Origin of the sequence: Rhodococcus sp. WB9, from assembly GCF_007558985.1 — a bacterium.
GTDB lineage: Bacteria > Actinomycetota > Actinomycetes > Mycobacteriales > Mycobacteriaceae > Rhodococcus_F > Rhodococcus_F opacus.
Genome location: NZ_CP041769.1, coordinates 6,495,894 through 6,522,193 on the forward strand (window position 1 = coordinate 6,495,894; position 26,300 = coordinate 6,522,193).

At 67.9% G+C, this 26,300-nt stretch carries 24 protein-coding genes and 1 pseudogene; 8 read left to right on the forward strand and 17 right to left on the reverse strand.

What is annotated here, in order from left to right; genetic code table 11:
* Nucleotides 1–79 precede the first annotated feature (79 nt).
* The 5 genes from FND50_RS30275 to FND50_RS30295 are packed head-to-tail and all read right to left on the reverse strand — an operon-like array spanning nt 80 to nt 5,512.
* The gene (locus FND50_RS30275) at nt 80–1,204 is read right to left on the reverse strand and encodes a glycerate kinase (protein WP_144288143.1); all 1,125 of its coding nucleotides are present in this window, start codon (nt 1,202–1,204) and stop codon (nt 80–82) included.
* Entirely contained in the window at nt 1,191–2,018 is an 828-nt protein-coding gene (locus FND50_RS30280) for an aldo/keto reductase (protein ID WP_144288144.1), read from the reverse strand. Before FND50_RS30280 ends, FND50_RS30275 begins: the two co-directional genes overlap by 14 nt.
* Nucleotides 2,015–2,773, reverse strand: coding sequence for an SDR family NAD(P)-dependent oxidoreductase (locus FND50_RS30285; protein WP_144288145.1), 759 nt, complete (start codon nt 2,771–2,773; stop codon nt 2,015–2,017). The genes FND50_RS30280 and FND50_RS30285 overlap by 4 nt, the downstream gene beginning before the upstream one ends.
* Nucleotides 2,770–3,939, reverse strand: a complete 1,170-nt coding sequence (locus FND50_RS30290) for an acyl-CoA dehydrogenase family protein (protein ID WP_144288146.1) — start codon at nt 3,937–3,939, stop codon at nt 2,770–2,772. The genes FND50_RS30285 and FND50_RS30290 overlap by 4 nt, the downstream gene beginning before the upstream one ends.
* A gap of 10 nt (nt 3,940–3,949) precedes the next feature.
* Nucleotides 3,950–5,512 carry a CoA-transferase gene (locus tag FND50_RS30295; protein ID WP_144288147.1) on the reverse strand — a complete coding sequence of 521 codons (1,563 nt, stop codon included), beginning with the start codon at nt 5,510–5,512 and terminating at the stop codon, nt 3,950–3,952.
* A gap of 118 nt (nt 5,513–5,630) precedes the next feature.
* Here FND50_RS30295 and FND50_RS30300 point away from each other — a divergent pair, with 118 nt between their 5' ends.
* Together FND50_RS30300 and FND50_RS30305 are read left to right on the forward strand one after the other, a co-directional pair.
* Nucleotides 5,631–6,788: a DUF993 family protein gene (locus FND50_RS30300; RefSeq protein WP_144288148.1), complete on the forward strand. Its 1,158-nt coding sequence runs from the start codon at nt 5,631–5,633 to the stop codon at nt 6,786–6,788.
* Between the two features lies 1 nt (nt 6,789).
* Nucleotides 6,790–7,593: a sugar phosphate isomerase/epimerase gene (locus tag FND50_RS30305; RefSeq protein ID WP_144288149.1), complete on the forward strand. Its 804-nt coding sequence runs from the start codon at nt 6,790–6,792 to the stop codon at nt 7,591–7,593.
* Nucleotides 7,594–7,602: 9 nt separating this feature from the next.
* Here FND50_RS30305 and FND50_RS30310 read toward each other — a convergent pair whose 3' ends face one another.
* The 5 genes from FND50_RS30310 to FND50_RS30330 form a co-directional block, all read right to left on the reverse strand.
* Complete coding sequence (locus tag FND50_RS30310) at nt 7,603–8,616, reverse strand: LacI family DNA-binding transcriptional regulator (RefSeq protein WP_144288150.1); 1,014 nt, start codon at nt 8,614–8,616, stop codon at nt 7,603–7,605.
* Nucleotides 8,617–8,718: 102 nt separating this feature from the next.
* The gene (locus FND50_RS30315; protein ID WP_144289199.1) at nt 8,719–9,771 is read right to left on the reverse strand and encodes an alcohol dehydrogenase catalytic domain-containing protein; all 1,053 of its coding nucleotides are present in this window, start codon (nt 9,769–9,771) and stop codon (nt 8,719–8,721) included.
* On the reverse strand, nt 9,768–10,820 hold the full coding sequence (locus FND50_RS30320; RefSeq protein WP_144288151.1) for a Gfo/Idh/MocA family protein: 1,053 nt from the start codon (nt 10,818–10,820) through the stop codon (nt 9,768–9,770). Before FND50_RS30320 ends, FND50_RS30315 begins: the two co-directional genes overlap by 4 nt.
* Nucleotides 10,817–12,169 (reverse strand): MFS transporter, encoded by a 1,353-nt coding sequence (locus FND50_RS30325; RefSeq protein WP_005251303.1) that lies wholly within the window; start codon nt 12,167–12,169, stop codon nt 10,817–10,819. The genes FND50_RS30320 and FND50_RS30325 overlap by 4 nt, the downstream gene beginning before the upstream one ends.
* A gap of 197 nt (nt 12,170–12,366) precedes the next feature.
* Complete coding sequence (locus FND50_RS30330; protein ID WP_144288152.1) at nt 12,367–12,792, reverse strand: pyridoxamine 5'-phosphate oxidase family protein; 426 nt, start codon at nt 12,790–12,792, stop codon at nt 12,367–12,369.
* A 151-nt stretch (nt 12,793–12,943) separates the two neighbouring features.
* Between FND50_RS30330 and FND50_RS30335 the strand changes: the two genes are divergently transcribed.
* Together FND50_RS30335 and FND50_RS30340 are read left to right on the forward strand one after the other, a co-directional pair.
* Nucleotides 12,944–13,996, forward strand: a complete 1,053-nt coding sequence (locus tag FND50_RS30335) for a Dyp-type peroxidase (protein WP_144288153.1) — start codon at nt 12,944–12,946, stop codon at nt 13,994–13,996.
* Nucleotides 13,993–14,799: a family 1 encapsulin nanocompartment shell protein gene (locus FND50_RS30340; protein ID WP_007297722.1), complete on the forward strand. Its 807-nt coding sequence runs from the start codon at nt 13,993–13,995 to the stop codon at nt 14,797–14,799. The genes FND50_RS30335 and FND50_RS30340 overlap by 4 nt, the downstream gene beginning before the upstream one ends.
* Before the next feature lie 15 nt (nt 14,800–14,814).
* Here the strand turns inward: FND50_RS30340 and FND50_RS30345 are convergent, their stop codons facing one another.
* Genes FND50_RS30345 through FND50_RS30360 form a run of 4 tightly spaced genes read right to left on the reverse strand, consistent with a single transcriptional unit; the run spans nt 14,815 to nt 18,550 of the window.
* Nucleotides 14,815–16,149: a hypothetical protein gene (locus tag FND50_RS30345; RefSeq protein WP_144288154.1), complete on the reverse strand. Its 1,335-nt coding sequence runs from the start codon at nt 16,147–16,149 to the stop codon at nt 14,815–14,817.
* Entirely contained in the window at nt 16,146–16,508 is a 363-nt protein-coding gene (locus FND50_RS30350; RefSeq protein WP_005258829.1) for a hypothetical protein, read from the reverse strand. Before FND50_RS30350 ends, FND50_RS30345 begins: the two co-directional genes overlap by 4 nt.
* Complete coding sequence (locus FND50_RS30355) at nt 16,509–16,703, reverse strand: hypothetical protein (protein ID WP_005258831.1); 195 nt, start codon at nt 16,701–16,703, stop codon at nt 16,509–16,511. It abuts the gene before it with no gap.
* Nucleotides 16,700–18,550: a hypothetical protein gene (locus FND50_RS30360; RefSeq protein ID WP_144288155.1), complete on the reverse strand. Its 1,851-nt coding sequence runs from the start codon at nt 18,548–18,550 to the stop codon at nt 16,700–16,702. The genes FND50_RS30355 and FND50_RS30360 overlap by 4 nt, the downstream gene beginning before the upstream one ends.
* 262 nt (nt 18,551–18,812) lie before the next feature.
* Between FND50_RS30360 and FND50_RS30365 the strand changes: the two genes are divergently transcribed.
* Nucleotides 18,813–19,325 (forward strand): CGNR zinc finger domain-containing protein, encoded by a 513-nt coding sequence (locus FND50_RS30365; protein ID WP_007297668.1) that lies wholly within the window; start codon nt 18,813–18,815, stop codon nt 19,323–19,325.
* Nucleotides 19,326–19,510: 185 nt separating this feature from the next.
* Here FND50_RS30365 and FND50_RS37650 read toward each other — a convergent pair.
* From FND50_RS37650 to FND50_RS30390, 3 genes and pseudogenes are all read right to left on the reverse strand, one after another.
* Nucleotides 19,511–20,654: pseudogene (locus FND50_RS37650) on the reverse strand (RNA-guided endonuclease TnpB family protein).
* Between the two features lie 87 nt (nt 20,655–20,741).
* Nucleotides 20,742–21,062 (reverse strand): hypothetical protein, encoded by a 321-nt coding sequence (locus tag FND50_RS37910; protein WP_397492791.1) that lies wholly within the window; start codon nt 21,060–21,062, stop codon nt 20,742–20,744.
* Nucleotides 21,063–21,161: 99 nt separating this feature from the next.
* Nucleotides 21,162–22,331: an LLM class flavin-dependent oxidoreductase gene (locus FND50_RS30390; protein WP_144288156.1), complete on the reverse strand. Its 1,170-nt coding sequence runs from the start codon at nt 22,329–22,331 to the stop codon at nt 21,162–21,164.
* A gap of 135 nt (nt 22,332–22,466) precedes the next feature.
* Here FND50_RS30390 and FND50_RS30395 point away from each other — a divergent pair, with 135 nt between their 5' ends.
* The 3 genes from FND50_RS30395 to FND50_RS30405 all read left to right on the forward strand — a co-directional run bounded on the left by FND50_RS30395 (nt 22,467) and on the right by FND50_RS30405 (nt 26,259).
* A complete protein-coding gene (locus FND50_RS30395) occupies nt 22,467–23,792 on the forward strand; it encodes an MFS transporter (RefSeq protein ID WP_144288157.1) in 1,326 nt (441 codons plus the stop codon).
* 107 nt (nt 23,793–23,899) lie between these two features.
* Nucleotides 23,900–24,607: a TetR/AcrR family transcriptional regulator gene (locus tag FND50_RS30400; protein WP_144288158.1), complete on the forward strand. Its 708-nt coding sequence runs from the start codon at nt 23,900–23,902 to the stop codon at nt 24,605–24,607.
* Nucleotides 24,604–26,259, forward strand: coding sequence for an FAD-binding dehydrogenase (locus FND50_RS30405; RefSeq protein WP_144288159.1), 1,656 nt, complete (start codon nt 24,604–24,606; stop codon nt 26,257–26,259). The genes FND50_RS30400 and FND50_RS30405 overlap by 4 nt, the downstream gene beginning before the upstream one ends.
* Nucleotides 26,260–26,300 lie beyond the last annotated feature (41 nt).

The window sequence follows — 26,300 nt, forward strand, 5'->3', positions numbered from 1 at the left end:
CCGTGATCGGCGTCACAAGTCAAGCGCTGCATGGTGTGGTCAAGTGCCATCCGGATCGACCGGACAAATTAGAAATCGATTACAGAGTGCTGGTGAGCCGGGCTGCGGCGACCGCTCCGGCCACCCGGCACCACATCGCGGGTGCGGCGAGTGCCGGTTCGGAGCTCCCCGCCAGGTCGGACAGTGAGATCCCGATGCCGGGTGGCGCCGCCGCGAGGCGGCCTGCGACGACGACCGATCGGGTCGCGGTCTCCGCGCACCGTTCCAGCACGGAACCGACGAGTTTGCCGGACAGCGACGTCGCGTCGAATTGGCCTTCACCGGTGACCACGACGTCGGCGCGGCCGAACTCGGCGCTCAGCCCGGTGAGCTCCGCGATGCGGGCGGCACCCGGCATCAACCGGCCGCCCCAGGCCGACAGTCCGAATCCAGTGCCTCCCGCCGCTCCCGTGCCGGGTTCGTCGGGACTGCACGGCAGTCGTGCGCCGAGGCAGGCGGCGAACGTCGCGAGCGCACGATCGAGGCGGTCGCGCTCCGCGGGGTCGGCACCCTTCTGCGGCCCGAAGACGTGTGCTGCCCCGTTCGGGCCGCACAGAACGGCCGTCGTGTCCGTCAGCAGTTCGACGCCACCGGGTGGGGGCTCGGTCAGCGAGCCCACGTCGATCGAGGCGAGAGCGGCCAGGCCGGCGCCCCCGTCGGGGATCTCCCGGCCGTCGCGGTCCAGGAGCTTCGCGCCGAGCGCCCGCAGGGCGCCCGCACCGCCGTCGGTGGAGGCGGAACCGCCGAGTCCGACCAGCAGTGCCTTCGCGCCGTCCGCCAGTGCGGCGGCGATCACCTGTCCCAGGCCGGTCGTCGACGCTCCCCCCGGATCCGGCGAGTCCATCAGCGGCAGCCCACTCATGTGGGCCAGCTCGACCACCGCCGTGCCGTCCCGGAGCAGCAGCCAGCGTCCGTTCGTCGGACGTCCGTCGGGGCCTCGAACCCCCGGCACCTCACGCCACACGCCGGTGCCGTGGCAGGACGCGACGGCGTCCACCGTGCCTTCGCCGCCGTCCGCCTGCGGGAGCAGGATCAGCTCGTCGGTCGCCCGGACCGTCGACCAGCCGGCTGCCAGAGCCGCCGCCACCTCCGTCGCGGTCAGTGAGCCCTTGAACGAATCCGGGGCCAGCACCACCCGCATCGAGCCGGCGTCAGTCGACGTCATCGGGGTGGGGTCCCGTGCGCTGATCCCGATTCAGGGCCGAGATCGCGTCCATCTCCGCGGCGGACAACCGGAAGTCGAACACATTCGCGTTCTGCCGCATCCTGTGCACCGCAGAAGATTTGGGCAGTGGAATCGTCCCGATCTGCAGATGCCAGCGGAGCACGATCTGCGCGACCGACACACGGTGCCGGGCGGCGAGCGCCGCCAGGAGTGCGTGGTCGTTCAGGTGCCCCCTCGCCAGCGGCGCCCACGCCTGGGTGCGGATGCCCATCGACCGGTGCAGATCCGTCAGCGCGGACTGCGTGAGCAGCGGGTGCAGTTCGATCTGATTGACCGCCGGGGTGATCGTCGCGATCTCCGCGAGCCGCTCGAGCTGTTCGGGCTGGAAGTTCGACACGCCGATCGCCCGCACCCGTCCGTCGTAGTACAGCTTTTCGAGTGCCCGCCACGTCTCCAGGTACAGTCCGCGGCTCGGTGCCGGCCAGTGGATCAGGCACAGGTCGATGCGGCCGAGTTTCGCCGCACTCGCCTCGAACGCGTCCAGTGTCTGCTGGTAGCCCTGGTCCTCGTTGGAGATCTTGGTGGTCACGAAGATCTCGTCCCGATCGACGTCCGCCCGGGCCAGCGCCGCGCCGAGAGAGGCCTCGTTGCCGTACATCGGGGCCGTGTCGAATGCGCGGTAGCCGGCGGACAGGGCGTGCGACACCGTGGCGTCCATGTCCTCGTCGGGGATCGTGAAGAGGCCGAACCCGAGCGCGGGCATCGTGACGTCGTTGTTCAACGTGACCGAGGGAACGGTCGCCAGGTTCGTCATGTGATCGAGTACCCGCCGTCGACGGGCAGGACCACCCCGGTGACGTACCGCGCGGCGTCGGAGACCAGGAACAGCACGACGTCGGCGACGTCGTCGCCGTCGGCGAACCGTTGCAACGGGATGCGGCTCAACTTCTGGGCGCGGAAGTCTTCCTGCCCCAGCACGTCCGCCGTCATCGGCGTTTCGATGTAGCCCGGCGAGACGGTGTTGACGCGCACGCCGTGGGGGCCGAGTTCCACGGCCAGTCCCTTGCCGAGCTGAGTCAGTGCGGCCTTCGTCGCGCCGTAGGGAACGATCCCCGGGACAGCGCGATCCGCGGACAGCGACGCAATGTTCACGATGCTGCCGCGGGCGTCGACCAGCGACTTGGCCGCCTGCCGCGTCAACCGGTAGGCCGCCGACAGGTTGACGTCCAGGAGACGTTCCCATCCGTCCTCGTCCACGTCCATAGCGGTGGTCCGCAACTGGATCCCGGCCGCGTTGATCAGGATGTCGAGGCGCCCCGACAGCTGCTGGGCGAGGTCGACGGCGCGCGCACCGAACTCGGGGTCGGTGAGGTCGCCGCAGAGACCGTGTCCGCCGAACTCCGCGGCGACGTCGGTGACCTTCGGGTCGGCGTCGACCGCCACCACGAGTGCCCCGTTCCGGGTGAGGGCCCGGGCGATCGCCGAACCGATCCCGCCGGCCGCACCGGTCACGATGGCGGTCTTCCCCGACAGATCGACCGAGTTGGTGGGTTGTGCAACGCCGCTCATGCCGCGGCTCCCTTCAGTACTGCCCGGCTGATGATGAGCCGCTGCATTTCGCTGGTGCCTTCGTAGATCTTCGTGATGCGGGCGTCGCGGTAGAGGCGCTCGACCTCGTATCCGCGGATGAAGCCGTTGCCGCCGAACACCTGCACGGCGGCGTCGGCGTGGCGCACGCATCCCTCGGACGCGTAGAGCTTGGCCATCGAGCACAGCGTCTCGGCGTCCGCTGCCCCCGTGTCGAGTGCCCGCGCCGCCTCGACCGACAGCGCGGTGCCTGCCCGCAGTTCGGTGGCGACGGTGGCGAGGGAGAAGGAGATGCCCTGGTTGGCGGAGATCGGCTTGCCGAACTGGCTGCGGTCGAGGGACTGCCGGGTGGCGGCGTCCAGTGCGGCGCGGCTGATGCCGAGGCTCAGGCCCGAGATGCCGAGACGGCCCTTGGCCAGCACCTTCATCATGTAACCGAACGCCTTGCCTTCCTCGCCGAGGAGGGCGTCGGCCGGCAGTTGGACGGAGTCGAACACCAGCCCGCCGACCTGCGAGGCCCGCTGGCCCATCTTGTGTTCGTGGTACGCGCGGCTGACACCGGGCTGGTCGACGTCCACCAGGAAGACGGAGATGCCGCCGCGCTTACCCAGTTCGGGGTCGGTGACGGCAAGGACGACCGCGAAGTCCGCGACGGGGGCGTTGTGGATGTAGATCTTCTCACCGGTGAGCACCCAGCCGGCGCCGTCCCGCACCGCCCGTGTGGTGATCGATCCGAGGTCGGATCCGGATCCCGGCTCGGTGAGCGCGTAGGCGCAGCGCTTCTCGGCGGTGAGCATCGGGCGCAGGTACTGCTCCTGCTGCTCGGGTGTGCCGTAGTTGCCGAGCAGGCTGCCGAGGATCTCGACGAGGCCGCACTGGTCGGCCACCGACGCGTACCCGTAGGACAGCGACTCCATGACGAACAGGTAGTCGAGGGCGGTGCCGCCGAAGCCGCCGAACTTCTCGGGCACCGTGATGCCGAAGAGCCCGATCTTGCCCATCTCCCGGTAGATCTCTTCGGGGAATCGTTCGGTCTCGTCGAGCTCGGTGGCGACCGGACGGATCCGTTCGTCGACGAATTCGGCGACGAGTTTGCGTTCGTCGGCGCCGAGCACCGACGAGGGAATGACGCTGTTTCCGGTTGACATGTAGTTCTCCTCAGATGTGTACGGCGACGGGGGCGAACAACCCCGCGTCCATCACGCGGGGGTTATTGATGATCGGACGGAATCCCATGTGCGGCAGAATGTCCCGATCGATGTCGATGCCGGGTGCGATCTCGGCGAGTTCGAGGCCGTCCCGGGTGAGGACGAAGACGGCGCGTTCGGTGACGTACACCGCCTCACGTCCCTCACGGACGGCGAGAGCGCCGGAGTAGGTGACCTGATCGACGCGGTCGACGAACTTGGGCACCGAGCCTTCGCGCCGGATCACCAGTTCTCCCCCGACGATCGCGACGTCCAGGCAGCGAGCGGTGAACGTTCCGCAGAACACGGCACGCGGCGAGTTCTGGGAGATGTCGATGAACCCGCCCGGTCCGACGATTCCGCCGCCGATCTTGCTGACGTTGACGGCGCCCGTGGAGTCGACCTCGGCCATGCCCAGGCAGCTGACGTCGAGCATGCCGCCCGAGAACAGATCGAACTGGGTGGTCGACGAGTGCACGACCTTCGGTCCTCGCGCGGCCCCGAACAGGTCGCCGGAGACGGGGATGCCGTCGATCAGCCCCTGCTCGATGGCAAGTGTGATGTCGTCCAGGCGATCCTGTTCGGCGAGCGCGTCCACGACCAGCGCGGACACCCCGAAGCCGACGTTCAGGACGTCGCCGTCCCGGACCTCGGCGGCGGCCCGCCGGGCGATCAGCATGCGGATCGGGTCGTGGTTCGTGGCGCCGAAGCCGGAGTTCGCCGCGTCGCCGGAGAGTTCCGGGTCGAATTCGCCCGCGTACGTCTGCCATTGGGCCGGTGCGTGGACGACGTCGTCCACGAGGACCGCCGGAATGTGCACGAGCCGCGGATCGATCGGCCGGTCCAGCAGGTTCTTCACCTGCACGATGACCCGGCCGCCGCTCGCCTTCGCCGCCTGAGCGACGGCCAGCGCGTCGAGCTGGGCCGCCTCGCCCGAGCACGTGACGTTGCCGGACGGGTCGATGGAATCGCCGCGGACGATGGCTACGTCGACGGGAAACGGCTTGTAGCGCAGGTACTCGCGGCCGTCGAGAGTCAGGAGTTCGACGAGGTCCTCGGTGGCGGACGGCGTGAACTTGCCCCCGCCGTGCCGCGGGTCGACGAACGTGTCGAGACCGGTCGCTGTGATGAGGCCCGGCCGACGTGCGCCGATCTCCCGCAGCAGCTGACTGATCGCGCCGCCGGGCCACGCGTACGCCTCGATCTCGTCGTTGCGGACGAGGTCGATCATGGTCGGCGACCACGTCCAGTGCCCGCCGACGACCCGCTTGACCATGCCCTTGTGCGCGAGGTGGTTGGTTCCGCGCCTCACCCGGTCGCCGATGCCGAGGGCGTGCACGATCGTGAGTTCCCTCGGCGATCCGGTCGCGAGGAAGCACTCCTCCAGCGCCTTCAGGACGGTGTCCGGTTCGAGGATCCCGCCGCCCGAACCGGTGAGGGCGATCGTCGATCCTGGCGCGATGTCGCTCACGGCTCGGGTCGCGGTGGTCAGTGTCCAGCGCCTCGAGGCGGCACCCGTTCCGGGCTGTGTCATATCCGCTCCTGTAAATGCTTACATTCTGCCAATCGGCCCATGAACGCTATGGACCTCGGTGATTGACACAGTATATTGTGAGCTGCACAACATCAAGAAAACGATTACAGGAGATTTCATGGCCTCGATCCTGCTGCCCGATCGCCACGGTTCGCCCACGACTCTCGCGTTGAACGCACCGGCACGGCTGGGCACCCGGTCCACCCCGCCGACCAGCAGGGCGGTGTACGCGGCCGCGCATGTGGTCGCCGATCCGCTGCGGGCGTCGGCGGAGAATGCCGCGGACCAGATCGACTGGGACGCGACCCTGCAACTACGCCGCGACCTGTGGTCGCTGGGACTCGGGGTGGCCGAGTCGATGGACACCGCCCAGCGCGGCATGGGACTGGATTGGGCCGCGGCGAAGGAACTCGCCGTCCGCACGCTCACCGACGCGAAGTCGGTCGGCGGGAAGGTGGTCGTCGGGGTGGCCACCGATCAACTGAAAACCGACACCCCCTCGCTCGACGAGATCCGCGACGCCTACCTCGAACAGGTCGAGGAGATCGAATCCGCGGGCGGTGAGGTGGTGCTGATGGCGAGCAGGCACCTCGCCCGCGCCGCGACCGGCCCCGACGACTACCTCGCCGTGTACGACGCGGTGCTGTCGGCGGCCACCCGCCCGGTGGTCCTGCATTGGCTGGGTTCGGTGTTCGATCCCGCCCTCGGCGGCTACTGGGGCTTCGCGGAGCCGGACGCGGCCATGGACACCGTGCTGCAGATCATCGACGCGCACCGGGACACCGTGCGCGGCATCAAGGTGTCCCTGCTCGACCCGGCGCTCGAGATCGCCCTGCGTGAGCGGATGCCCGCCGGGGTGCGGGTGTTCACCGGCGACGACTACAACTACGTCGGCCTGATCGCCGGCGACGGCACCCACACCAGCGACGCCCTCCTCGGCGCGTTCGCCGCACTCGGACCGTTCGCCTCCGCCGCGTTCGCGCGGTTGGACGACGGCGACGAGCAGGGCTTCCGGAACATCCTGGGCCCCACCGAAACCCTGAGCCGGTTGCTGTTCGCCGCCCCGACGCAGTTCTACAAGGTCGGCGTCGCCTGGTTGGCGTACCTGAACGGCAAGCAGGAGCACTTCCGGATGATCGGCGGCTTCGAGACCGGCCGCAGCCTCACCCACCTGGCCGAACTGGTTCGCGCCGCCGACGCGATCGGGCTGTTCACCGATCCCGACTTCACCGCCACCCGCGCCGCCGCCTACTTCGCCGTGCACGGAATCCACTGACATGGACCTGGCGCACTGCAGTCTCAACTCCGTCACCGTCAAGGGTGCCGGCCTCACCGAGGTCGCCGACCTCGCCGCGCAGTGGGGATTCGGCGGCGTCGGCCTGTGGCGGGACGTCCTCGACGGCGTGGATCTGGTGGCCGCGCCGGCCCGGCTCCGGCAGTCGGGTCTGCGCGTCACCAGCGTCTGCCGGGGCGGAATGTTCCCGCAACCGACCGCCCGGCTGCGGCGAGAAACCATGGCCGACAACCGAGTGGCGGTCGATCAGGCGCACGCCCTCGGCGCCGACTGCCTCGTGCTGGTCTGCGGCGCCGCTCACGGCGACCTCGCCGACGCGCGGCGGCAGGTCCGGGACGGCATCGCCGAACTCGAGCCGTACGCCCGCCAGTCGGGGGTGCGGCTCGCGGTCGAGCCGATGCACCCGATGATGGCGTCGAGTCGTTCGGTGATCACCTCACTGAGCGAGGCCAACGACCTGGTCGAGGCGATCGGATCCGACATCGTCGGGATCGCCCTCGATTCGTATCACGTGTGGTGGGACGCAGCGCTGCCGCAGCAGATCACCCGGGCAGGCGAACGCCTGTTCTCGGTGCAGTTGGCCGATTGGGTCACCCCGATCCACGGCGAACTCAGCAGCCGCGGCATGCCCGGCGAAGGGTGCATCGACCTGACCGGCTTCGTCGCCGACTGCCGGAACGCCGGCTACCGGGGTCTGGTGGAGGTCGAGATCCTCAGCGACCGCTGGTGGGCCGCAGACCCGAAAGACGCGGTCCACGCCGCGGCGAACGGCCTTGCCGCCGTCTGAAATTCCGGCTCAGCTCGAGGCGGGCCCCGTCGACTCGCGAATGACGACGTCGGCGGGGATCAGCGGCGGAGACGTGGTGGCCTCGTTGTTCAGGGCCGCGCGCATCAGCGACCACGCCTGGTCGCCCAGGTCGGTTTTCGGGCTGACCACCGTGGTCAGGCGCGGTGCCAGGTGGCGCGCCATGTCGATGTCGTCGAAGCCGGTGACCGAAATGTCCTCGGGGACGCGGAGTCCACGCTCACGCAGTTTCGAGATGACGCCCAGCGCGGTCAGGTCGTTGAAGCAGACGAGAGCGGTCGGTTCGTGCGTGAGTGCTTCTTCCACCACGTCGTAGCCACCCTCGATGGTGCCGTCCGACGGCACCGCCGTCGCCTCGATCCCGAGCACCTTCGCCATTTCGATGGCCCGCCACCGCTCGCGGTTCTGCCAGGCCAGATCCGAGCCCTTCACGTAGACGATCCGGCGATGGCCGAGCTTCGCGAGATGCCCGCACAGCTGCATCATGGGGGTGAAGTTGTCGACGGCCACCATGGGGAGATCGACTTCCAACTCGACCCGGTTGACGAGCAGGACGGGAGTCGACTGCTTCGCGAGTTCCTTCAGGCCACTCGTCGGAATCCTCGACGAGAGCAGCACGAGGCCGTCGACCTGGCCGAGCAGGTCGAGTGCGGTGGCGAGTTCGTCGGCCGCGTCACCCGAGTAGTCGGCGACGAGCATGCGGTACCCGTCGGCGGTGGCGCCGTGGTGCATCTGCTTGACGACGTCGAAGAAGTACGCGTTAGCCAGGTCCGGCAGGATCACGCCCATGTTCCTCAGCGACCCGAGGACGAGTCCGCGGGCGGCGGTGCTGGGCCGGTAGGACAGCTCGTCGGCGACCTTGTGGACCCGGGCCGCGAGGTCCGGGGTCACCGACGAGCTGCCGCTCATGACACGGGAGACGGTGGCGATCGAGACCCCGGCTGCCTTCGCTACGGTATTGATCGTGACGCGACGGCTCGCGGGCACTCGGGTCTGATCAGCCATAGCTGCCTCTGCATCTCTCGTCGCCATTGCTACCGTCTACCACCTCGGTGGGTGGAAACGCTTACAGCGTATCGCGAAGACGGCCCCGGATCACGCGGACGCTCACTCCGTGCGCAACAAGGCGCGCGTTCCGAGCAGTTTCCGCGACGTCAGCAGCACCTTGACGTGCTTGCTGCCGTTCGATTCGAGTTCCTCGACCGCGCGGCCGAACTCGTCCAGCGGGAACGTCGCGGTGTGCAGCGGTGACGCGTCCACCTTCCCCGATTCGAGTAGTTCGGCCGCCTCGACGAAATCCTGACGGACGTAGTTCCGGCAGGCCACGACGGACAGTTCGCGGGCGTAGAGCGTGCTGTAGTCGAGGGTCAGTTCGTGCCCGGGTTTCGCGGACGCGATCGCGACGTACCGGCCGCCCGGAGCGAGGACCCGCAGCGCCAGCCGAGAGGACTCGTCGGTGCACACCGTGTCGTAGACCAGGTCGACCGCGTCAGTCCGGTCCCGGAGCCAGCCCTCGAGCGCGGCCCCCGAGTCCGTCGTGAAGTCGCTCATCCCGCACGCCAGGGCGGGCTGCTCACGTTCGGTGTAGCGATCGACACCGAACACCCGGACGCCCCGGCTCCTGGCCACCAGCGTGGTCGCAAGACCGATCGCACCGGTCCCGATGACCAGCGCGGTGTCCCCCTCCGACGCGCCGCCGCGCCGGACCACGTGAACTCCGACGGCGAGCGGTTCGACGAGCGCCCCGAAACGGTCCAGCACCGAGTCGCTCACGGGCACGCATTGCGTCTCGGGAACGACGAACTCCTCGCTGAAACACCCGCGTGGGTCGGACAGGCCGAACACGCGGATGCTCGGGCAGTTGTTGATCCGGCCGTCGCGGCACGCGCGGCATCGGCCGCAGCCCGTGGTCGGGTAGACCATCACCGGCTGACCGACCGTGAGACTCGTGCCCGGACCCACCCGCGACACACGTCCCGCGCATTCGTGGCCGAGCACCGTCGGATATGCGGCGACGGCGTTCCGGCCGCGCAGATGCGACAGGTCACCGCCGCAGATCCCGGCCGAGTCGAGTGCGACGAGCACCTCCCCCTCGCCGGGCGCCGCGACGTCACCGTGAACGAGGCGATACTCGTTCGGACCGTCGACCCGAATACTCAAGACTGACATGCACTTTCCCTTTCCTCGGAGACAGTGTCACGCGTCTCCTCGGAGACAGTGACCGGCATCGTGCCGGCCGCGGCGGACCGGTAGGCGGTGTCGATCACCGCTTGCACGGGCAGCCCGGACCGGGCGTCGGACAGCGGTGCCGCACCTGCCGCCCAACTGGTGAAGACGTCGTCGTACAGCGACCGGAACCACGCCGTCATCGACAATGGGTCCGGGCCGGACGCGTCGACGGAACCGTCGACGACCCGGCGGACCCCGTCGCCGATCTGGACGAGCGAATCCCCCACCAGCCGCAGCTGTCCCGCGTCGCCGTAGAGGTGAATCGTCTCGGCACCGCCCGGCCACGCGGCCGTGCTCGCCGTCACCGACGCCGCATGCGTGCCGTGGTCGATCAGGAGGTGAATCGTGTCCTCGGCCTCGAGCCGGCCTCGGCTGGTGGAAGCCGCGGCCACGACACTGCGCGCCCGGCCGGCCAGCGACAGGTACAGGTCGAGGGTGTGGATGGCCTGGGTGATCAGCACTCCGCCGCCGTCGCGGTCCCAGGTCCCGCGTCCGGCCTCGGTGTAGTAGGAGTCGGGGCGCCACAGCGGGACAGTGACGGTCGCCGAGCGGAGGGCGCCGATCGCTCCGTCCGACAGAAGCTGCCGTGCGCGACGCGCCGCCTCCTTGTAGCGGTGCTGGAGCGTGACCGCCGCCCGCACGCCGGACCGCTCGGCGACGTCGACGATCGCCTGCGCATCGTGCAACGACGCGGCCAGCGGTTTGTCGATCACCAGGTCCAGGCCGCGCTCGGCCAGTGCCGACGCGACGGCCAGGTGACTCGACGGCGGCGTGACCACCACCGCCGTGTCGGCGTCCAGGTCCGCTGCCGCGTCGACGTTCGGGAGTATCCGTGCCTCCGGTGCCAGCCGGCGTGCGGCCGCCGCCCTCGTCTCGTCGCGCGTCACCACACCGACCACGTCGGCGCCGACAGCCCGGAGCGCCGTGAGGTGTGCGGCGCTCGCGAGCCCGGCGCCGACCACCACGACGCGACGGGTCACGGTGCGACCTCGACGGACGTGCGCGAACCCACGCTCCGGCCGAGGGTCTCGGGAAGCAGGGCGATGCCGATCAGCCCGACCACGCTCAAGCCCATGAGGTAGCTCGCGACGAGCCAGGGCGTCCCGCCCGCGACGGCGACGAGGGCGGTGGCGACCAGCGGGATCGTGCCGCCGACCACGGCGGCCGGGATCTCCCGGGAGATCGCGATGCCGCTCCACCGGATCTTGGTGGGAAACAGTTCGGAGAGCAGCGCACCGCCCGGACCGGACGTCGTGCCCTGGACGAGGCAGATGCCGAGGATCAGTGCCAGTCCGACCATCCACGGGGACCGCGTGTCGAGCATCATGAACATCGGGAACGGGAAGATGATGCCGAAGATCGCGCCGGACAACAGGACCGGCTTGCGGCCCACTTTGTCGGCCAGTCGGCCGAATCCGATGATGACGGGGATGGCGCAGAACTCGGCGACGATCAATCCGATCAGGGCCTGGGTGGAATCGACGCCGAGGGTCTTGGTCACGAACGAGAGCGCGAAGACCTGCATGACGTAGGCCCACGGAATCACGAAACTGAACAGGGCAAGTCCGCACAGGATCTGCCGCCAGTGGTTGCGGACCGCCTCGACCAGCGGCGCGCGGTCGACCTCGCCGTGCTGCGCGGCCTCCTCGAACACGGCGGTCTCGTTCACCTTCAACCGCAGATAGCCGGCGACGAGAACGATGACGGCGCTGGCCAGGAACGGAATACGCCAGCCCCAGGACAGGAACTGGTCGTCGGGCATCAGCGTGAGCAGCGCGAAGATCATGGTGGCGCCGCCGGTCCCGACGTAGATCGCGGCTCCCGGATAGGCGCTGGAGAGAGCGCGGCGGGAGCTGTCCGTGGATTCGGTGACCATCGTGATCGCCCCGGCGAACTCGGCGCCCGCGCCGGCGCCCTGGAACAGGCGAAGGACGATGAGGAGGATCGGCGCCCAGATCCCGATCGCGTCCGCGGTGGGCAGCGCACCGATCAGCGTCGTCGATGCGCCCATGACGAGCAGGGTCATGAGGAGCATCGGCTTGCGACCGAGCCGGTCGCCGAAGTGCGCGAACACCAGCCCACCGATCGGGCGGGCGCCGAGCCCGACGGCGAACGTCCCGAAGGCGGCCATCGTGCCGGCGAGGGATCCCGCCCCGGGGAAGTAGAGCGGCCCGAAGACGAGGGCAGCGGCGAGGCCGTAGAGCGTGAAGTCGTACCACTCGATCACGGTTCCCGCCGCGCTCGCCTTGATCACCCGGCGGCGCTGCTGCCCTGCCGACCCGTGTGGCACCGCGGTCGACCGCTCGGTGCCGAGTTCGGTCATGCCCATCGAGAACTCCTGACTGTGAAGGGAATCTGCCGGAACCCGACTACTATGACCCACGTCACCAAATTTGTAAACGCTTTCTCGACTACGCGGACGGATTCCCGTTTCCACAGTTCACAGCAAAATACTCGACGTTTCCCGACCAGTGCCAGTCAGATACCGCTTTCATGTTGGACACCGGGCCGTGACCGGCCCCGCGGTCAGGCGTGACCCATGTCTGCCGATCGCCAGTGCTCGGGGCGGAGATAGATCGCGACCTGCTCGCCGAGTTCGGCCCGGGCGAAGTCGAGGTAGCCGTCGACCTTTTCCGGTGCGAGGTAGCGCTCGGTGATCTCCCGCAGCTGGGCGTCGGTTCCCGTGACGGTGCGCGTCACCGCACCCTCGACGGAGACGTATCGGACGGTGGGGGCGACGCGTTCGACCATCATCGTGAATCGCCCGGCCGCCTCGATCAGGCGCGCCTTCTCCGAACCGGCGCCGGTCAGTACCCACAGATCACCGCCCGGGGCGTACTGATACCAGATCGGGACCGTCAGAGGTCCGCGGCTCTCACCGGCGGAGACCGACAGCGCCGCGATGTGCGGCTCGGACAGGAACTGTTCGCGCTCGGACACAGACAATGGCATGACCTCGACGATAGGAGCCCCCACCGACAGATTCCGGAGCCCCGCGGCGGCGCGGCGAACCGATGGAATGGAACCTGGCGGTGCGAAACGGTTAGATGGACCTAGGTTCCGGACAGTGCAGCGTCGTACGTCGAAGTGAACGGAGACACAGATGCCAGGCCCAGTCGCGAGATTGGCACCCCAAGCAGTCCTCACTCCGCCCAGCCCTGCCTCGCTGTTCCTGGTGCTCGTCGCCGGGGACTCCGACGACGACCGCGCGACGGTGTGCGACGTGATCTCCGGGATCGACGGACCGCTCAAGGCGGTGGGATTCCGCGAACTCGCCGGCTCACTGTCGTGCGTGGTCGGTGTCGGTGCGCAGTTCTGGGACCGCGTGAGCCCGTCGTCGACACCGGCGCACCTGCATCCGTTCGTCCCGCTGTCCGGACCGGTCCACAGCGCGCCCTCCACGCCGGGTGACGTCCTCTTCCACATCAAGGCCGCCCGCAAAGACCTGTGCTTCGAACTGGGCCGCCAGATCGTCTCCGCGCTGGGCTCCGCCGCCACCGTGGTCGACGAGGTGCACGGGTTCCGCTACTTCGACTCCCGCGACCTCCTCGGATTCGTCGACGGCACCGAGAATCCCACCGACGACGACGCCGCGGACGCCGCACTGATCGGCGACGAGGATCCCGACTTCCGCGGCGGCAGTTACGTGATCGTGCAGAAGTACCTGCACGACATGAGCGGGTGGAGCACACTGAGCACCGAGGAACAGGAACGGATCATCGGGCGCACCAAGCTCGAGAACGTCGAACTCGACGACGACGTCCAGCCCAGCAATTCGCACGTCACCCTCAACACCATCGTCGACGACGACGGCGTCGAACACGACATCCTGCGCGACAACATGGCATTCGGCAGCCTCGGCGAGGCCGAATACGGCACCTACTTCATCGGGTACGCCAAGGATCCCGCCGTCACCGAACTGATGTTGCGGCGCATGTTTCTCGGCGAGCCGCCCGGCAACTACGACCGCATCCTCGACTTCTCCACGGCGGCCACCGGCACGCTGTTCTTCGTCCCGAGCCGGGACGTGCTCGAAACTCTCGGCGACGGGCCGGCCGCCGCAGAGTCGGCACCCGAAGACCCGGTCGAGCCCGCCGCGGCCGGCCCGTACGACCTGTCCCTGAAAATCGGTGGTCTCAAAGGAGTATCGCAATGAGTGATTCGAGCAATCTGCACCGCAACCTGGCGCCCGTCACCGAGGTTGCCTGGCAGCAGATCGGCGAAGAGGCCGCCCGCACGTTCAAACGGCATGTCGCGGGGCGGCGTGTCGTCGACGTCGCGGGACCGTTCGGATACTCCTACTCGGCCCACAACCTCGGCCGCGTCACTCCGATCAAGACGTCGGACAGCAGGATCCGGGCGCAGCAACGGCAGGTGAACCCGCTCGTCGAACTCCGATTCCCGTTCACCCTCAGCCGCGCCGAGGTCGACGACGTCGCCCGGGGTTCCCTCGACTCCGACTGGCAACCCGTCAAGGACGCCGCGAAGGCCGTCGCGTTCGCCGAAGACCAGTCGATCTTCCAGGGATTCGACGAGGCGGGCATCCGCGGACTCGGACCGTCCAGCGACAACCCGGTTCTCAGCCTGCCGGAGGATCCGCTGCTCATCCCCGACGCCGTCGCCTCCGCACTGTCGGCGCTGCGACTCGCCGGTGTCGAGGGACCGTATTCGGTGGTGCTCGACGCCGACGCGTACACCGCGGTCAGCGAGACCCGCGACGAGGGACACCCCGTGTTCCACCACCTGCGCGACCTGGTCACCGGCGACATCATCTGGGCACCCGCCATCAGCGGCGGGTACGTGCTGTCCACCCGCGGCGGCGACAACCAGCTGACCCTCGGCACGGACCTGTCGATCGGCTACGACAGCCACACCGCCACCGATGTCACGCTCTACCTCGAAGAGACGTTCACGTTCGCCTCGCTCACCGCGGAGGCGGCAGTCGTCCTCGCACGCTGACACACGCCGGGGTCGTCAGCCGCCGAACAGCAGGTACAGCCCACCGAAGGTGTACGTGACCATCGTGAACAGCAGTGCCAGCTGCCCGGTCAGCTGATGACCCCGCGGCAGGACCCGCACGGATTTGTCGTGTGCCGCAATCACTCCGAGGACGTGACCGGCGAGGACGCACAGCACCTTGATCGATGCCGTCGCGGCCGGATGCTCGGACAGCACGTACCAGACGTCGGCGTCGCCGAGCCCCAGCGGGTCCCATCCCCGCCCCATCGGGTCGGCCAGCAGGATCACCGTCGCCTGCCCCTTCTCCACCAGATACGTCAGATAGTGGGCGAAGACGTAGCCGATGATGATCGGGATCAGCGAATGCGACAGCAGCCCCGGGAGAGCGGAGCGCTGCTCCGACCGTAGTCCGCCCGCGGCCCGCGAGGCCACCCAGAACGACACCCCGACGAAGCCGATGAACACCAGCAGCCCCGCCGTGAGCACGAGAGTGGCGCCGATCGGCGAACCGAGTCCGTCCACCAGCCGTGACCACCACGGGAACGCCGAGAAACTGTCGAAGGCCGTGGATCCCAGCAGCGTTGCCATCAGCGCGACCGAGCCGGCACGGACGGGCATCGATCCCAGGTGGTCCAGCGGATTGCGCAGCACGATCCGGCCGTCGTGCCGATCCCGGCTCAGCGGAGACAACCGCGACGCCAGCGTGCTGTACACCTCGAACGGATCACCCCGCTCACACCAGCGTTCGCCGCACGCGAAGGCCCCGGCCGTCGTGACCACGACGTAGACCAGCAGCCAGGTGCGCACGGCGGCAACGGAACCCGGGTCGCCAGCGGCGAGCTCGAGCCAGACGAAGGCGAACAGTCCCGCGACCGCGGGCCAGTAGCCCCACGAGTTGTGGTACCGCGCATTGCCTTCTGCCGGCGATCGCCCGATCGCCGCGCACACCGATCGGTGTACCGTGCGGACCGGGGAGAGCACCCGCCACACCGGGCCGAACGCCAGCGACACCGCGACCAGTCCCACCCAGAGCAGCACGTAGAACACGCCCGGCAGTGCATTCTTCGACGATGCCGCGGGTCCGAAGAACGCCGCGAGGGCCACCCACACCGCGAGCACCACGCCGAACGCCGCCAGCACGTTCCGCGTGATCGACGCGTCGGCGAACCGCGTCACCCAGCCCGGCAACCTCCGCCCGGGACTGTCCGGATCCAGTTTCGGGGTGCGCCACGCGAAGGCCAGGACCACGAAAGACACGGTGAGCGCCCAACTCGCCCCGATCAGCGCATACGTGAACGGAATCGGAAGGTCGGTGGATCCACCGAGGCCGTGCGCGAGAACAACCGTCATGGACGCACGAGCAGGGTGGCCACCGTCTTACCCGTGTCGTGCAACTCCACCGCCACCTGGCCCGGAACGTCCACGGAGAACTGGGTTTCCTGCGTTCCGGGGTGAATCTCGAACGAATGTTCCGGCACGGCGTGCACGTGCAGTTCGTCGGCGGCGTCGCTCTCGATCCGCACGGTGACGGTCTCCCCCACCGTGGCCTCGATGCGCTCGTTGCTCGGTGTGACCGAGCCGCTGTCGATCACGACGTCGATCACGACACCGTCCTCCGTTGCCGGAGTGTCGTTGTCGCCTCCACAGCCCGACACCAGGGTGACGACGACAGCAGGTACCACGACAACTCCGGCCAACCGCCTGATCACCTAATTCTCCTCGTCTTTCTCACTCGGGCCGTGTTTCGCACTCTCGGCATTCTCGGCGGCTTCCGCCTTGCGGTCCCGGACCGCCAGGTAGATGACCAGGCCGGCCACCAGGAACGCAGGGACGAACGCGGGAATCGCCAGCAGCACCGAGTGATCGGCGAGGAAGACGATGTCCGGGTCGTTCACCGGATTCATGTCACCGTCACGTCCTCACGGGTGCCGGTGGCCGCCTGACCCTGCGTGTACTTGCTGATCCGGCCCGCCCCCCAGGCCAGCGCGGTGATCAGCGCGAGAGTGCACGCGAGTACGACGAGCGACGCGGCACCGAACAGCCAGGACGGGTGATCGAAGTTCCGCTCCCGCTGCAGGATCGTGATTTCCGGGACGAAGTCGCGGGTCGAGGACGCGACGGCGGGGAGTTCCTCGGCGCCGATGCCCGGGTCGCTGGGCAGGTAGATCGGGACGGCCGTCATCGTGCGCCCGTCCTGCACGCGCAGCAACGTCTTCCACGTTCCGTGTACCGGCACCGGTTCGTGAGTTCGGTAGGTGCCGGGCCCGATGCGTTCGAGTCGGTCGACCGTGAATCCGTTGCCCAGTCCGGGGCCACCCTGCCACGACAGAATGGACACCCAGGCGGGATCGTCGCCGGCGAGATCGGGTGGGTCGATGCGCACCACCGCGTCGACCATCCGGCCGCCGTCCGGTGCGGCCTCCGTGAGAGCGATTGTCGCCGTGGCGTTCTCCGGGACTGTCGCGACGAGTCCGTTGGCGGTGGCACCGGCGATCACCACGACCGTGGCGACGACGATGGTGCGGCTGATCGCGGGACGCGGAAGCCCCTCGGATCGGAGCACCCGCCCGAGCAGGGCGCCGCACGCCCCGGCCGCGATGCCCACCGGTACGGCCATGGCCAGCGCCTCCGGCCACATGCTGGTGGGCCAGGGGTAGATGTACACGGCGTCGATCCACAGCGACTCGAGCCACAGCCCGACCGTCGCGACGAGGAGTCCGCCGACGGCACCGAAGGCCACCCGATTCTTGATCAGCGGTGTCAGGGCGAGCAGTTCGATCAGCACCGCGGCGCCGAGGCACAGTTCGAACACGTTCGTGGGGGCGCCGAGAACCGGTCCCACCATCAGTGCCGTGATCGCACGCACGACGCCGGCCACCGCCACGGCCACGATCGCCGCGAAGGGTCCGAGAACGATGCGCGCCGCCACCAGGGTGAACGCGGCCGCGCCGGCGATCATCATCGGTTGCAGGACGAGGCGAAACTGTTCGACGCCGAAGTCGTATTCGATCTGGAAGACGGACAGGCCGATGAGCAGGCCACCGAACGTGCCGCACCGCAGGAACCAGATCAGCCTGCTGTCCTGCTTCGTGTCACCGGGGGTGGCCATCCGGCCCTCGTAGTCCAGGAGCAGGACGCCGATCAGCGACAGTCCCGCACCGCCGATCAGCATCAGGTGCGTCGGCCCCCACAGCGTGACGTCCTGACCGAAGATGCGATGCCAGACGTCGTCGAGCGGAAACCCGATGAGGGCGTACAGCCCCGCCCCGGCCACCAGGACCCCGCCGACCGGGACATACCAGGTGCGGGTGATCTTGATCGCCGCCGGACCGGGTTTCTCGTCGCGCGGCAGGATCATCGCCAGCATTCCCGTGATGAACAGCAGGAAGAGTCCGACGAGGATGAAGTAGTGCGCAGGGTTCGCGAGCGGCCCGTCGTCGCGGCCTCGCCCGATGTGCAGGCTGACGTCCCAGATGAAGCCGAAGAACGCCGTGAGGATGGTCCCGACGAACGTCACCAGGGGCAGTGCCACCCACGGGGGCCGGTCGAGCGCGCGCGCCGCCGTGTCGGCGATCGTCTGCAGCCACGTGATCTTGCGTGTGCGGTGCAGGTACGCGATCCACAGCAGACCCACGGTGATGATCGCCGTCGCCACCGAGATTCCGATGATCTGATCGAACGCCGCACCGCCACCCTCTCCGCCTGATTGGGCAAGAATGGGTGAACTCGGAGTAACAGTAACTTGGCTCACGTGGTGATTATGTGCTCCTCGGACCGAAAACGCCAGACCTCGACCCACCAGACGGCGGTTCGTAGACAAATCTATCCAGATCTGCGATCAGACGTAGATATGGCTAGATTCCCCTACCGACGCCTCGAACAGCGACAACTGCCACCGCCCGCAGGAACAGCCGAGGTACGTGACGACTCCCGTACTCGTCCGGTGCCGAGAGACTTCCTGCCAGTCGTGTTCGTGATGTCCACTCATGCACCCAGCGTGATGTAATGGCATTGTGCATCTCAACCCTTACGGCGAATACGCGGTCACACTCGCCGCCGACCTCGCGAATCACCCGCCCGACTCGACCGGCGAACTCGTCGACCGATGCGTCGACGCCGGCATCGTCGTCGACTTCCCCGTCACCGACGACGACCTCGCCGACGTGCTCGCGATGCTCGACCGGTGGTCGTCGATCGCGGACACCACCAGCGACGAAGCCCGGGCCGAACAGGTGAACCTCATGCTCACGAAGGCGTCCGCCTACCCGCGACTGACCAACCACGCCGGCGACGGCTGGCACCTCCACTACCGCGACGACCAGCAGTCGCTGGCGGGCGTGCTCGAGGCGCTCTTCTCGGTCGGCACCGCACTACACCTCGTCGGCCGCGGCATGCACCGACTCGGCCGCTGCGCACTCGACGAGTGCACCGCCATCTACGCCGACACGTCCCGCAACGGCCGTCAGCGGTACTGCTCACCGAAGTGCGCGAACCGGGACGCCGTGCGACGTCACCGGGCGCGCTGACACTTGGTCAGTATGCAATCGACGGCTCGCCGTCAGTGAGCGAAATCTTCCCCCGTGTACTCCCGCTTCTCCACCAGAAGCCGGAATTGTCCCGCTTGACGTCCTCTCGGCCGTGAACGACCGAGATTCCCCTCGGGACTCGCGTCCCGAGGTTCCTGTTTCACCGACAGTTGCCTCCCCACACGTTATGTGTGAGGTGGTCTCACACCGTCTCCGCAGGCTGTCACCGTCAGTCCGACGGCCAAAATGTTCTTCGCCGCGTTCACATCCCGGTCGTGGACGGCGCCGCATCGGCACGTCCACACCCGCACGTCCAGCGGCATCGCCGACGCGACCTCCCCGCACACCGAGCAGGTCTTCGACGACGGATAGAACCGGTCGATCACCACCACCCGCCGCCCGTACCAGTCGGCCTTGTACTCGAGCATCGACCGGAACTCGGACCAACTCGCATCGGAGATCGCCCGAGACAACGACCGATTCTTGACCATGTTCCGCACACTCAGATCCTCGATGGCGATCACTTGATTTTCGCGCACCAGCCGAGTGGAAAGTTTGTGCAGATAATCGCGACGCCGATCGGCGATCCGGCCATGAATCTTCGCGACCTTCAGTCGGGCCTTGGCCCGGTTCCGGGATCCCTTCTGCTTCTTGGCCAGCACCCGCTGCGCCTGCGCCAGCCGCGCACGGTCCCTGCGCTCATGACGCGGGTTGGTGACCTTCTCCCCCGGTCGAGAGCGTGTAGAGGCTCGTGATCCCAGCGTCGAGCCCGACCACCCGATCCGTCGACGGGGCCTCGGCGATCGTGTCCTCGACGAGGATCGAGATGTGGTACTGACCGCGAGCATTGCGCGACACCGTCACCTGCGACGGCGTAGCCCCCTCCGGTAGCGGCCTCGACCACCGGATATCGAGGGGTTCGGACTGCTTGGCCTACCGGATCTGCCCGCCGCGGTAGGTGAAGCAGTTCGAGTAGTAGGTTGCCGACTCCTTCGACTGGGCCTTCCTCTTGAATTGCGGGTGGCGGGCCTGCTTGCGCCAGAACCTGTCGAACGCGCCCTGCAACTGCCGCAGCGCCTCCTGCAGCGGCCCCTTCGACGGCTCCGACAACCACTCCGTCTCGGCATCCCGCTTCCATCCGGTGAGCATCTTCGAGGTATCCGCATAGGTCACCCGACGCCGCTCCTGCGACCACGCACGCGAGCGCTCCGCCAACGCCCGATTGTAGACATACCGAGTGCACCCGAACGTCCGAGCAAGCTGATCCGCCTGCACCACAGTAGGATAGAAACGGTACTTGAACGCCCGCTTCACCACCCTCCCCGCCATAACCCAGACACTAGCCACACAGTCCGACAAAACCAGATCGGCTATCCCGGACCTGAAGGACCGGGTTTGCGCCGAAAGATTCACGAATCACCGCCTCGATGCCGTAAGGCCCTCGGCCGGCGGCTGCGTGAACTCGACGACCCTGGCGACCAAATCCCGGTACGTCTCGTGACAGTCGGTGGTGGTCAACCCGAATCTGCCCATCGTCCCGCTCTCGAGCGACCGGCGGACCGCGTCTGCCATGTCGGCGTCGAGGGGGCGGCTCTTCTCCGAAATTGCGGCGGTCACCGGCGGTCGCTCAGCCGTGCATGAACACGTGGCACCCGGGATGCGCGGCGCCCCGTGCTCGGCGAACTTCGCCTGATACACCGACGGCGACGCGCCGACCAGCTGGCGGAATTTGGACACTGAACGACCCGAGGCTGGTGTACCGACGAGGCGGCAGATCTCGGTGACCGTCAGGTTCGCGCTCACCCGACCGCTGCCATGCCCCCAGTCTGGCAGTGGCTACCGACTCGAGGACAGGAACGCCGTCGACCCGGACAGGTCGCCGGGGCGGTGACTGCGCGACTGCACGAGCCCCCGGCGCTCGAGAATCGGCCGGACCCCTTCGCCGAAGTTGAAGGCCTCTTCAAGGTGCGGGTAGCCGGAGAGGACGAAGTGATCGAGCCCGAGCGCCGCGTACTCGGCGATGCGATCGGCGACCTCCTCGTGGGAGCCGACCAGCGCGGTGCCTGCGCCGCCGCGGACCAACCCGACACCGGACCACAGATTGGGGGCCACCTCGAGGGCGCGTGCTCCGGCGTCCTTCGAGTAGGCACTTCCCCCGCCGTGCAGTTCCCGCATACGACGCTGACCTTCGGAACCCGACCGGGCGAGGCTCTGCTGCGCCTGCTCGACCGTCGCCGGGTCGAGGGCGGAGAACAGGCGGTCGGCCTCGGCCCACGCCTCCTCGGACGTGTCGCGGCTGATCACGTGCAGCCGGATGCCGTAATCGAGCGTGCGGCCCTGGACGTCGGCGAGGTCGCGGATCCAGGCGATCTTCCCGGCGACGGCGCTCGGCGGTTCACCCCAGGTGAGGTAGGTGTCGGCGAACTGGGAGGCCACGGTGCCCGCGGCCGGCGACGACCCGCCGAAGAAGATCGGCGGCACCGGGTCGGGGATGCGCTGCAACTGGGCGTTCTCGACCCGGATGTATTCGCCGGCGTAGTCGACCGGTCCGGTTCCCGCCCACAGCTGACGGATGACGTCGAGGAACTCGCCGCAGCGGGCGTAGCGCTGGTTCTTGTCGAGGTAGTCGCCGTAGGTGCGCTGCTCGTGGTCCTCGCCGCCGGTGACGACGTTGAGCAACAGCCGCCCCTGCGACTGCCACTGGAACGTCGCCGCCATCTGTGCGGCCAGCGTGGGGCTGAGCAGGCCCGGCCGCAGTGCGACCAGGAACTTCAACGTCTCGGTGGTCTCCAGCATCATGGCCGTGGTGAGCCAGGCGTCTTCGCACCACGCGCCGGTGGGCGTCAGGACCGATTCGAAGCCGTTCGACTCCGCCGCCGCGCCGATCTGATTGAGGTACCGCAGCGTGGCGGGACGGTCTCCTGCCATGGAACTCCCGTGACCACCCGCCATCAGGTTGCGGGAATCACCGTAGGTGGGAAGGAACCAGTGGAAATGCAGAGACACGCGCGATCCTCTTGTCGACGACAGATGGGCAGCGCAGGTCAGTTCATCAACGACGACGCCGTGGCGCGAGGGTTTCGATCACCGTGATTCGGAATCGTGCCCGACCGCAGCGAGCAGGGTTACGGTCGCCGCGCTATGACTACGCTGTCCGACGCCCCGTACACATCCTCGACCGAATCCGACCTCGAGCGGCGCAAGCGGCTCCGCACCGTCGTCGCCGCCAGCCTCCTGGGGACGACAGTCGAGTGGTACGACTTCTTCCTCTACGCGACGGCTGCCAGCCTGGTGTTCAACCAGCTGTTCTTCCCCGATCAGAGTTCGTTCGTCGGCACCATGCTGGCGTTCGCCACGTTCGCGGTCGGTTTCGTGGTCCGGCCGATCGGCGGAGTCGTCTTCGGCCACATCGGCGACCGCATCGGACGCAAGAAGACGCTCGCGCTCACCATGTTCATCATGGGCATCGCCACCGCTCTGATGGGTGTGCTGCCCACGGCTGCGCAGGTCGGGGTGATCGCGCCGATCCTGCTGCTCCTCCTGCGCATACTGCAGGGGTTCGCACTGGGCGGTGAATGGGCGGGTGCCGTGCTGCTCGCCGTCGAACACAGTCCCGCGAAGAAGCGCGGCATCTTCGGCAGCATCCCCCAGATCGGTCTGGCGCTGGGCCTGGCCCTGGGCACCGGCGTCTTCGCCGCGTTGCAGGTGATCTTCGACGACGCCCAGTTCCTCTCCTACGGGTGGCGGATCGCCTTCCTGCTGAGCCTGATTCTCGTGTTCGTCGGATTCATGGTGCGGCTGAAGGTCGAGGAGACTCCGGCGTTCCAGGAGGTGCACGACCTCTCGAAGCGCTCCTCCGCTCCACTGAAGGACGTGTTTCGCGGCCGGGTGCGCCGGGGCACCGTCCTCGGCCTGCTCTCTCGCTGGGGTGAGGGCGCCGCGTTCAACACCTGGGGCGTCTTCGCGATCACGTACGCCACCAAGAATCTGGAGTTGGCGAAGATTCCCGTGCTCCTGGTCGTCACGATCGCCGCGACGGTCATGGCCGTGCTCCTGCCGTTCTCCGGGCTGCTGGTCGACCGATACGGTGCCAAGAGGATCTACCTCGTCGGGATCGGGGCCTACGGGCTCGCGGTCTTCCCCGCATTCGGGTTGTTCGGCACGGAGAATCTCATCCTGTTCGGTGTGGCGATGGTGCTCGTGTTCGGCGTCGTCCATGCGCTGTTCTACGGGGCGCAGGGGACGCTGTACGCAAGCCTGTATCCCACCGAGATCCGCTACACCGGCCTGTCCGTGGTGTACCAGTTCTCCGGGATCTACGCCTCCGGCGTCACGCCGATGATCCTCACGGCCCTGATCGCGGCTGGCGGCGGAACTCCCTGGCTGGCCTGCGGATACCTCGTCGCCACCTCGGTCGTCAGCGTGGTGGCGACGGCCCTGATCCGAAAGCAGGACCTCTACCTCTGAGACCGCAGAACTCTCCGAACGGGCTCTGACAGCCGAGTTCGATACACTGGTGTATCCGATACGCTAGTGTATCGGCGGCTGCTGTCGACCCGATCGGAGGAGTGCCCATGCCGACGTCACCGGCGCGCTCCTCCGAGCCTGCCACCGACACACCCCGCCGGGTCACGAAACGGCGAGGGCAGACTCGTCGGCGTCTGCTCGACGCCGCGGTCGAGGTGTTCGCGGAGAACGGCTTCGGACGGTCGACGGTCGAGCAGATCTGCGAACGCGGTGGTTACACCCGCGGCGCCTTCTACTCCAACTTCGCATCGCTGGACGAGATGTTCTTCGCCATGTGGGAACAGCGCTCGAGCGCGATGCTCGCACAGATCCGGCTGGCCGCCGACTCGTCCAGCATCGACCTCTCGGGGCTCACGCCTGCCGAAAAACTGCGCGCCGGTACCGAACTGGTGCTCGGAGTCGTCCCCGTCGACGACCAGTGGTATCGGATCAACGCGGAATTCACCGTCCACGCCCTGCGCAACCCGTCGCTGAAGAAGGCCCTCGCAGCACGTGAGGACACGATTCTGGAGACCATCGTGCCGATCCTCGAGAAGGCGCTGCACCGGCTCGGGCGCCGCGTCGTCGGCGATCCCCGGGTGCTCGGCCGCGCGCTCGTCGCCCTGCACGACGGCACGAGCGTCCAGTGCCTCATCGAAGACGACGACGCGTCCGCCCGGGAACTGCGTCTCGAACTGTTCACCCACGTCGTGGCCGCGTACACCGAACCCGACACCACCCACACCCACACACACCGGAAAGAGGGGTCCTCGTGACCGAACAGGCTGATGTGATCGTCGTCGGCGCCGGATTGGCCGGACTCGTCGCCACCTACGAGATGGTCAAGGCCGGCCGGAAGGTGCTCGTCGTCGACCAGGAGAGTTCGGCGAATCTCGGCGGGCAGGCCTTCTGGTCGCTCGGCGGCCTGTTCCTCGTCGACAGCCCCGAACAGCGGCGCCTCGGCATCAAGGACTCGTACGAACTGGCGATCCAGGACTGGATGGGCACCGCGGCATTCGATCGCGCCCGCGAAGATCAGTGGCCGCGGCTGTGGGCCCAGGCGTACGTCGAGTTCGCGGCAGGCGAGAAGCGGCACTACCTCCACGACCTCGGGCTGCGGTTGATGCCGAACGTCGGGTGGGCCGAACGCGGACGCGGATCCGCACTCGGACAGGGCAATTCCGTCCCGCGCTTCCACATCACCTGGGGCACCGGACCGGGGGTCGTCGAAGTCTTCCTCACGCGCGTGATGGCCGCCTCGAAGCGGGGCCTCGTCACGTTCAAGCATCGTCACCAGGTCGACGAGATCATCGTCACCGACGGCGCCGCCACCGGCGTGCGCGGCACAATCCTGGAACCGTCCACCGAAGCACGCGGGGTGAAGAGTTCGCGGACCGCGGTCGGGGAGTTCGAATTCGCCGCGCAGGCGGTCGTCGTCACATCCGGCGGCATCGGCGGCAATCCCGAACTGGTCAAGAAGAACTGGCCCGCGCGCCTCGGCAAGGCTCCCGAGAGCATGCTCGCCGGCGTCCCCGCGCACGTCGACGGCCGCATGCTCGAGATCACCGAGAACGCCGGCGGCAACATCGTGAACCGCGACCGGATGTGGCACTACACCGAGGGCATCCAGAACTGGGACCCGATCTGGCCGAACCACGGCATCCGCATCATCCCCGGACCGTCGTCGATGTGGTTCGACGGCAACGGCAAACGCCTGCCCAGCCCGAACTTCCCCGGTTTCGACACCATGGGAACCCTCGACCACATCATGAACAGCGGCCACCACCACACGTGGTTCGTCCTCGACCAGAAGATCATCGAGAAGGAGTTCGCGCTGTCGGGCTCCGAGCAGAACCCCGACATCACCGGCCGCGATTTCAAACTGCTCGCCGAACGCCTGAAGAAGGGCGCGCCAGGTCCAGTCGAGGCGTTCAAACAGCACGGTGCGGACTTCGTCGTCCGCGACAATCTCCGTGACCTCGTCGACGGCATGAACGCCCTCACCCCGGAGGCACCGCTGAAATACGAGGACCTTGAACGCGAAATCGTGGCCCGCGACCGCGAGGTGAAGAACAGCTACACCAAGGATTTCCAGGTCATGGCGATCCGCAACGCACGGAACCTGCTGGCCGACAAGATCACCCGTGTCGTGAGCCCTCACGAGTTGCTCGATCCCAAGAACGGTCCGCTGATCGCGGTCCGGTTGCACCTGCTCACCCGCAAGACCCTCGGCGGGCTCGAGACCAACCTCGACTCGCAGGTGATCAGGCCCGACGGCACACCGTTCGAGGGTCTCTACGCCGCCGGTGAGGTCGCCGGATTCGGTGGTGGCGGCGTCCACGGTTACAGCGCGCTCGAGGGCACCTTCCTCGGCGGCTGCATCTTCTCCGGCCGGGCCGCGGGTCGCGCGCTGGCCCGGCACCTGTAGGCGGCTCCGCCGCCCGTGCGTGGTTGACGAGTCCCTGGACT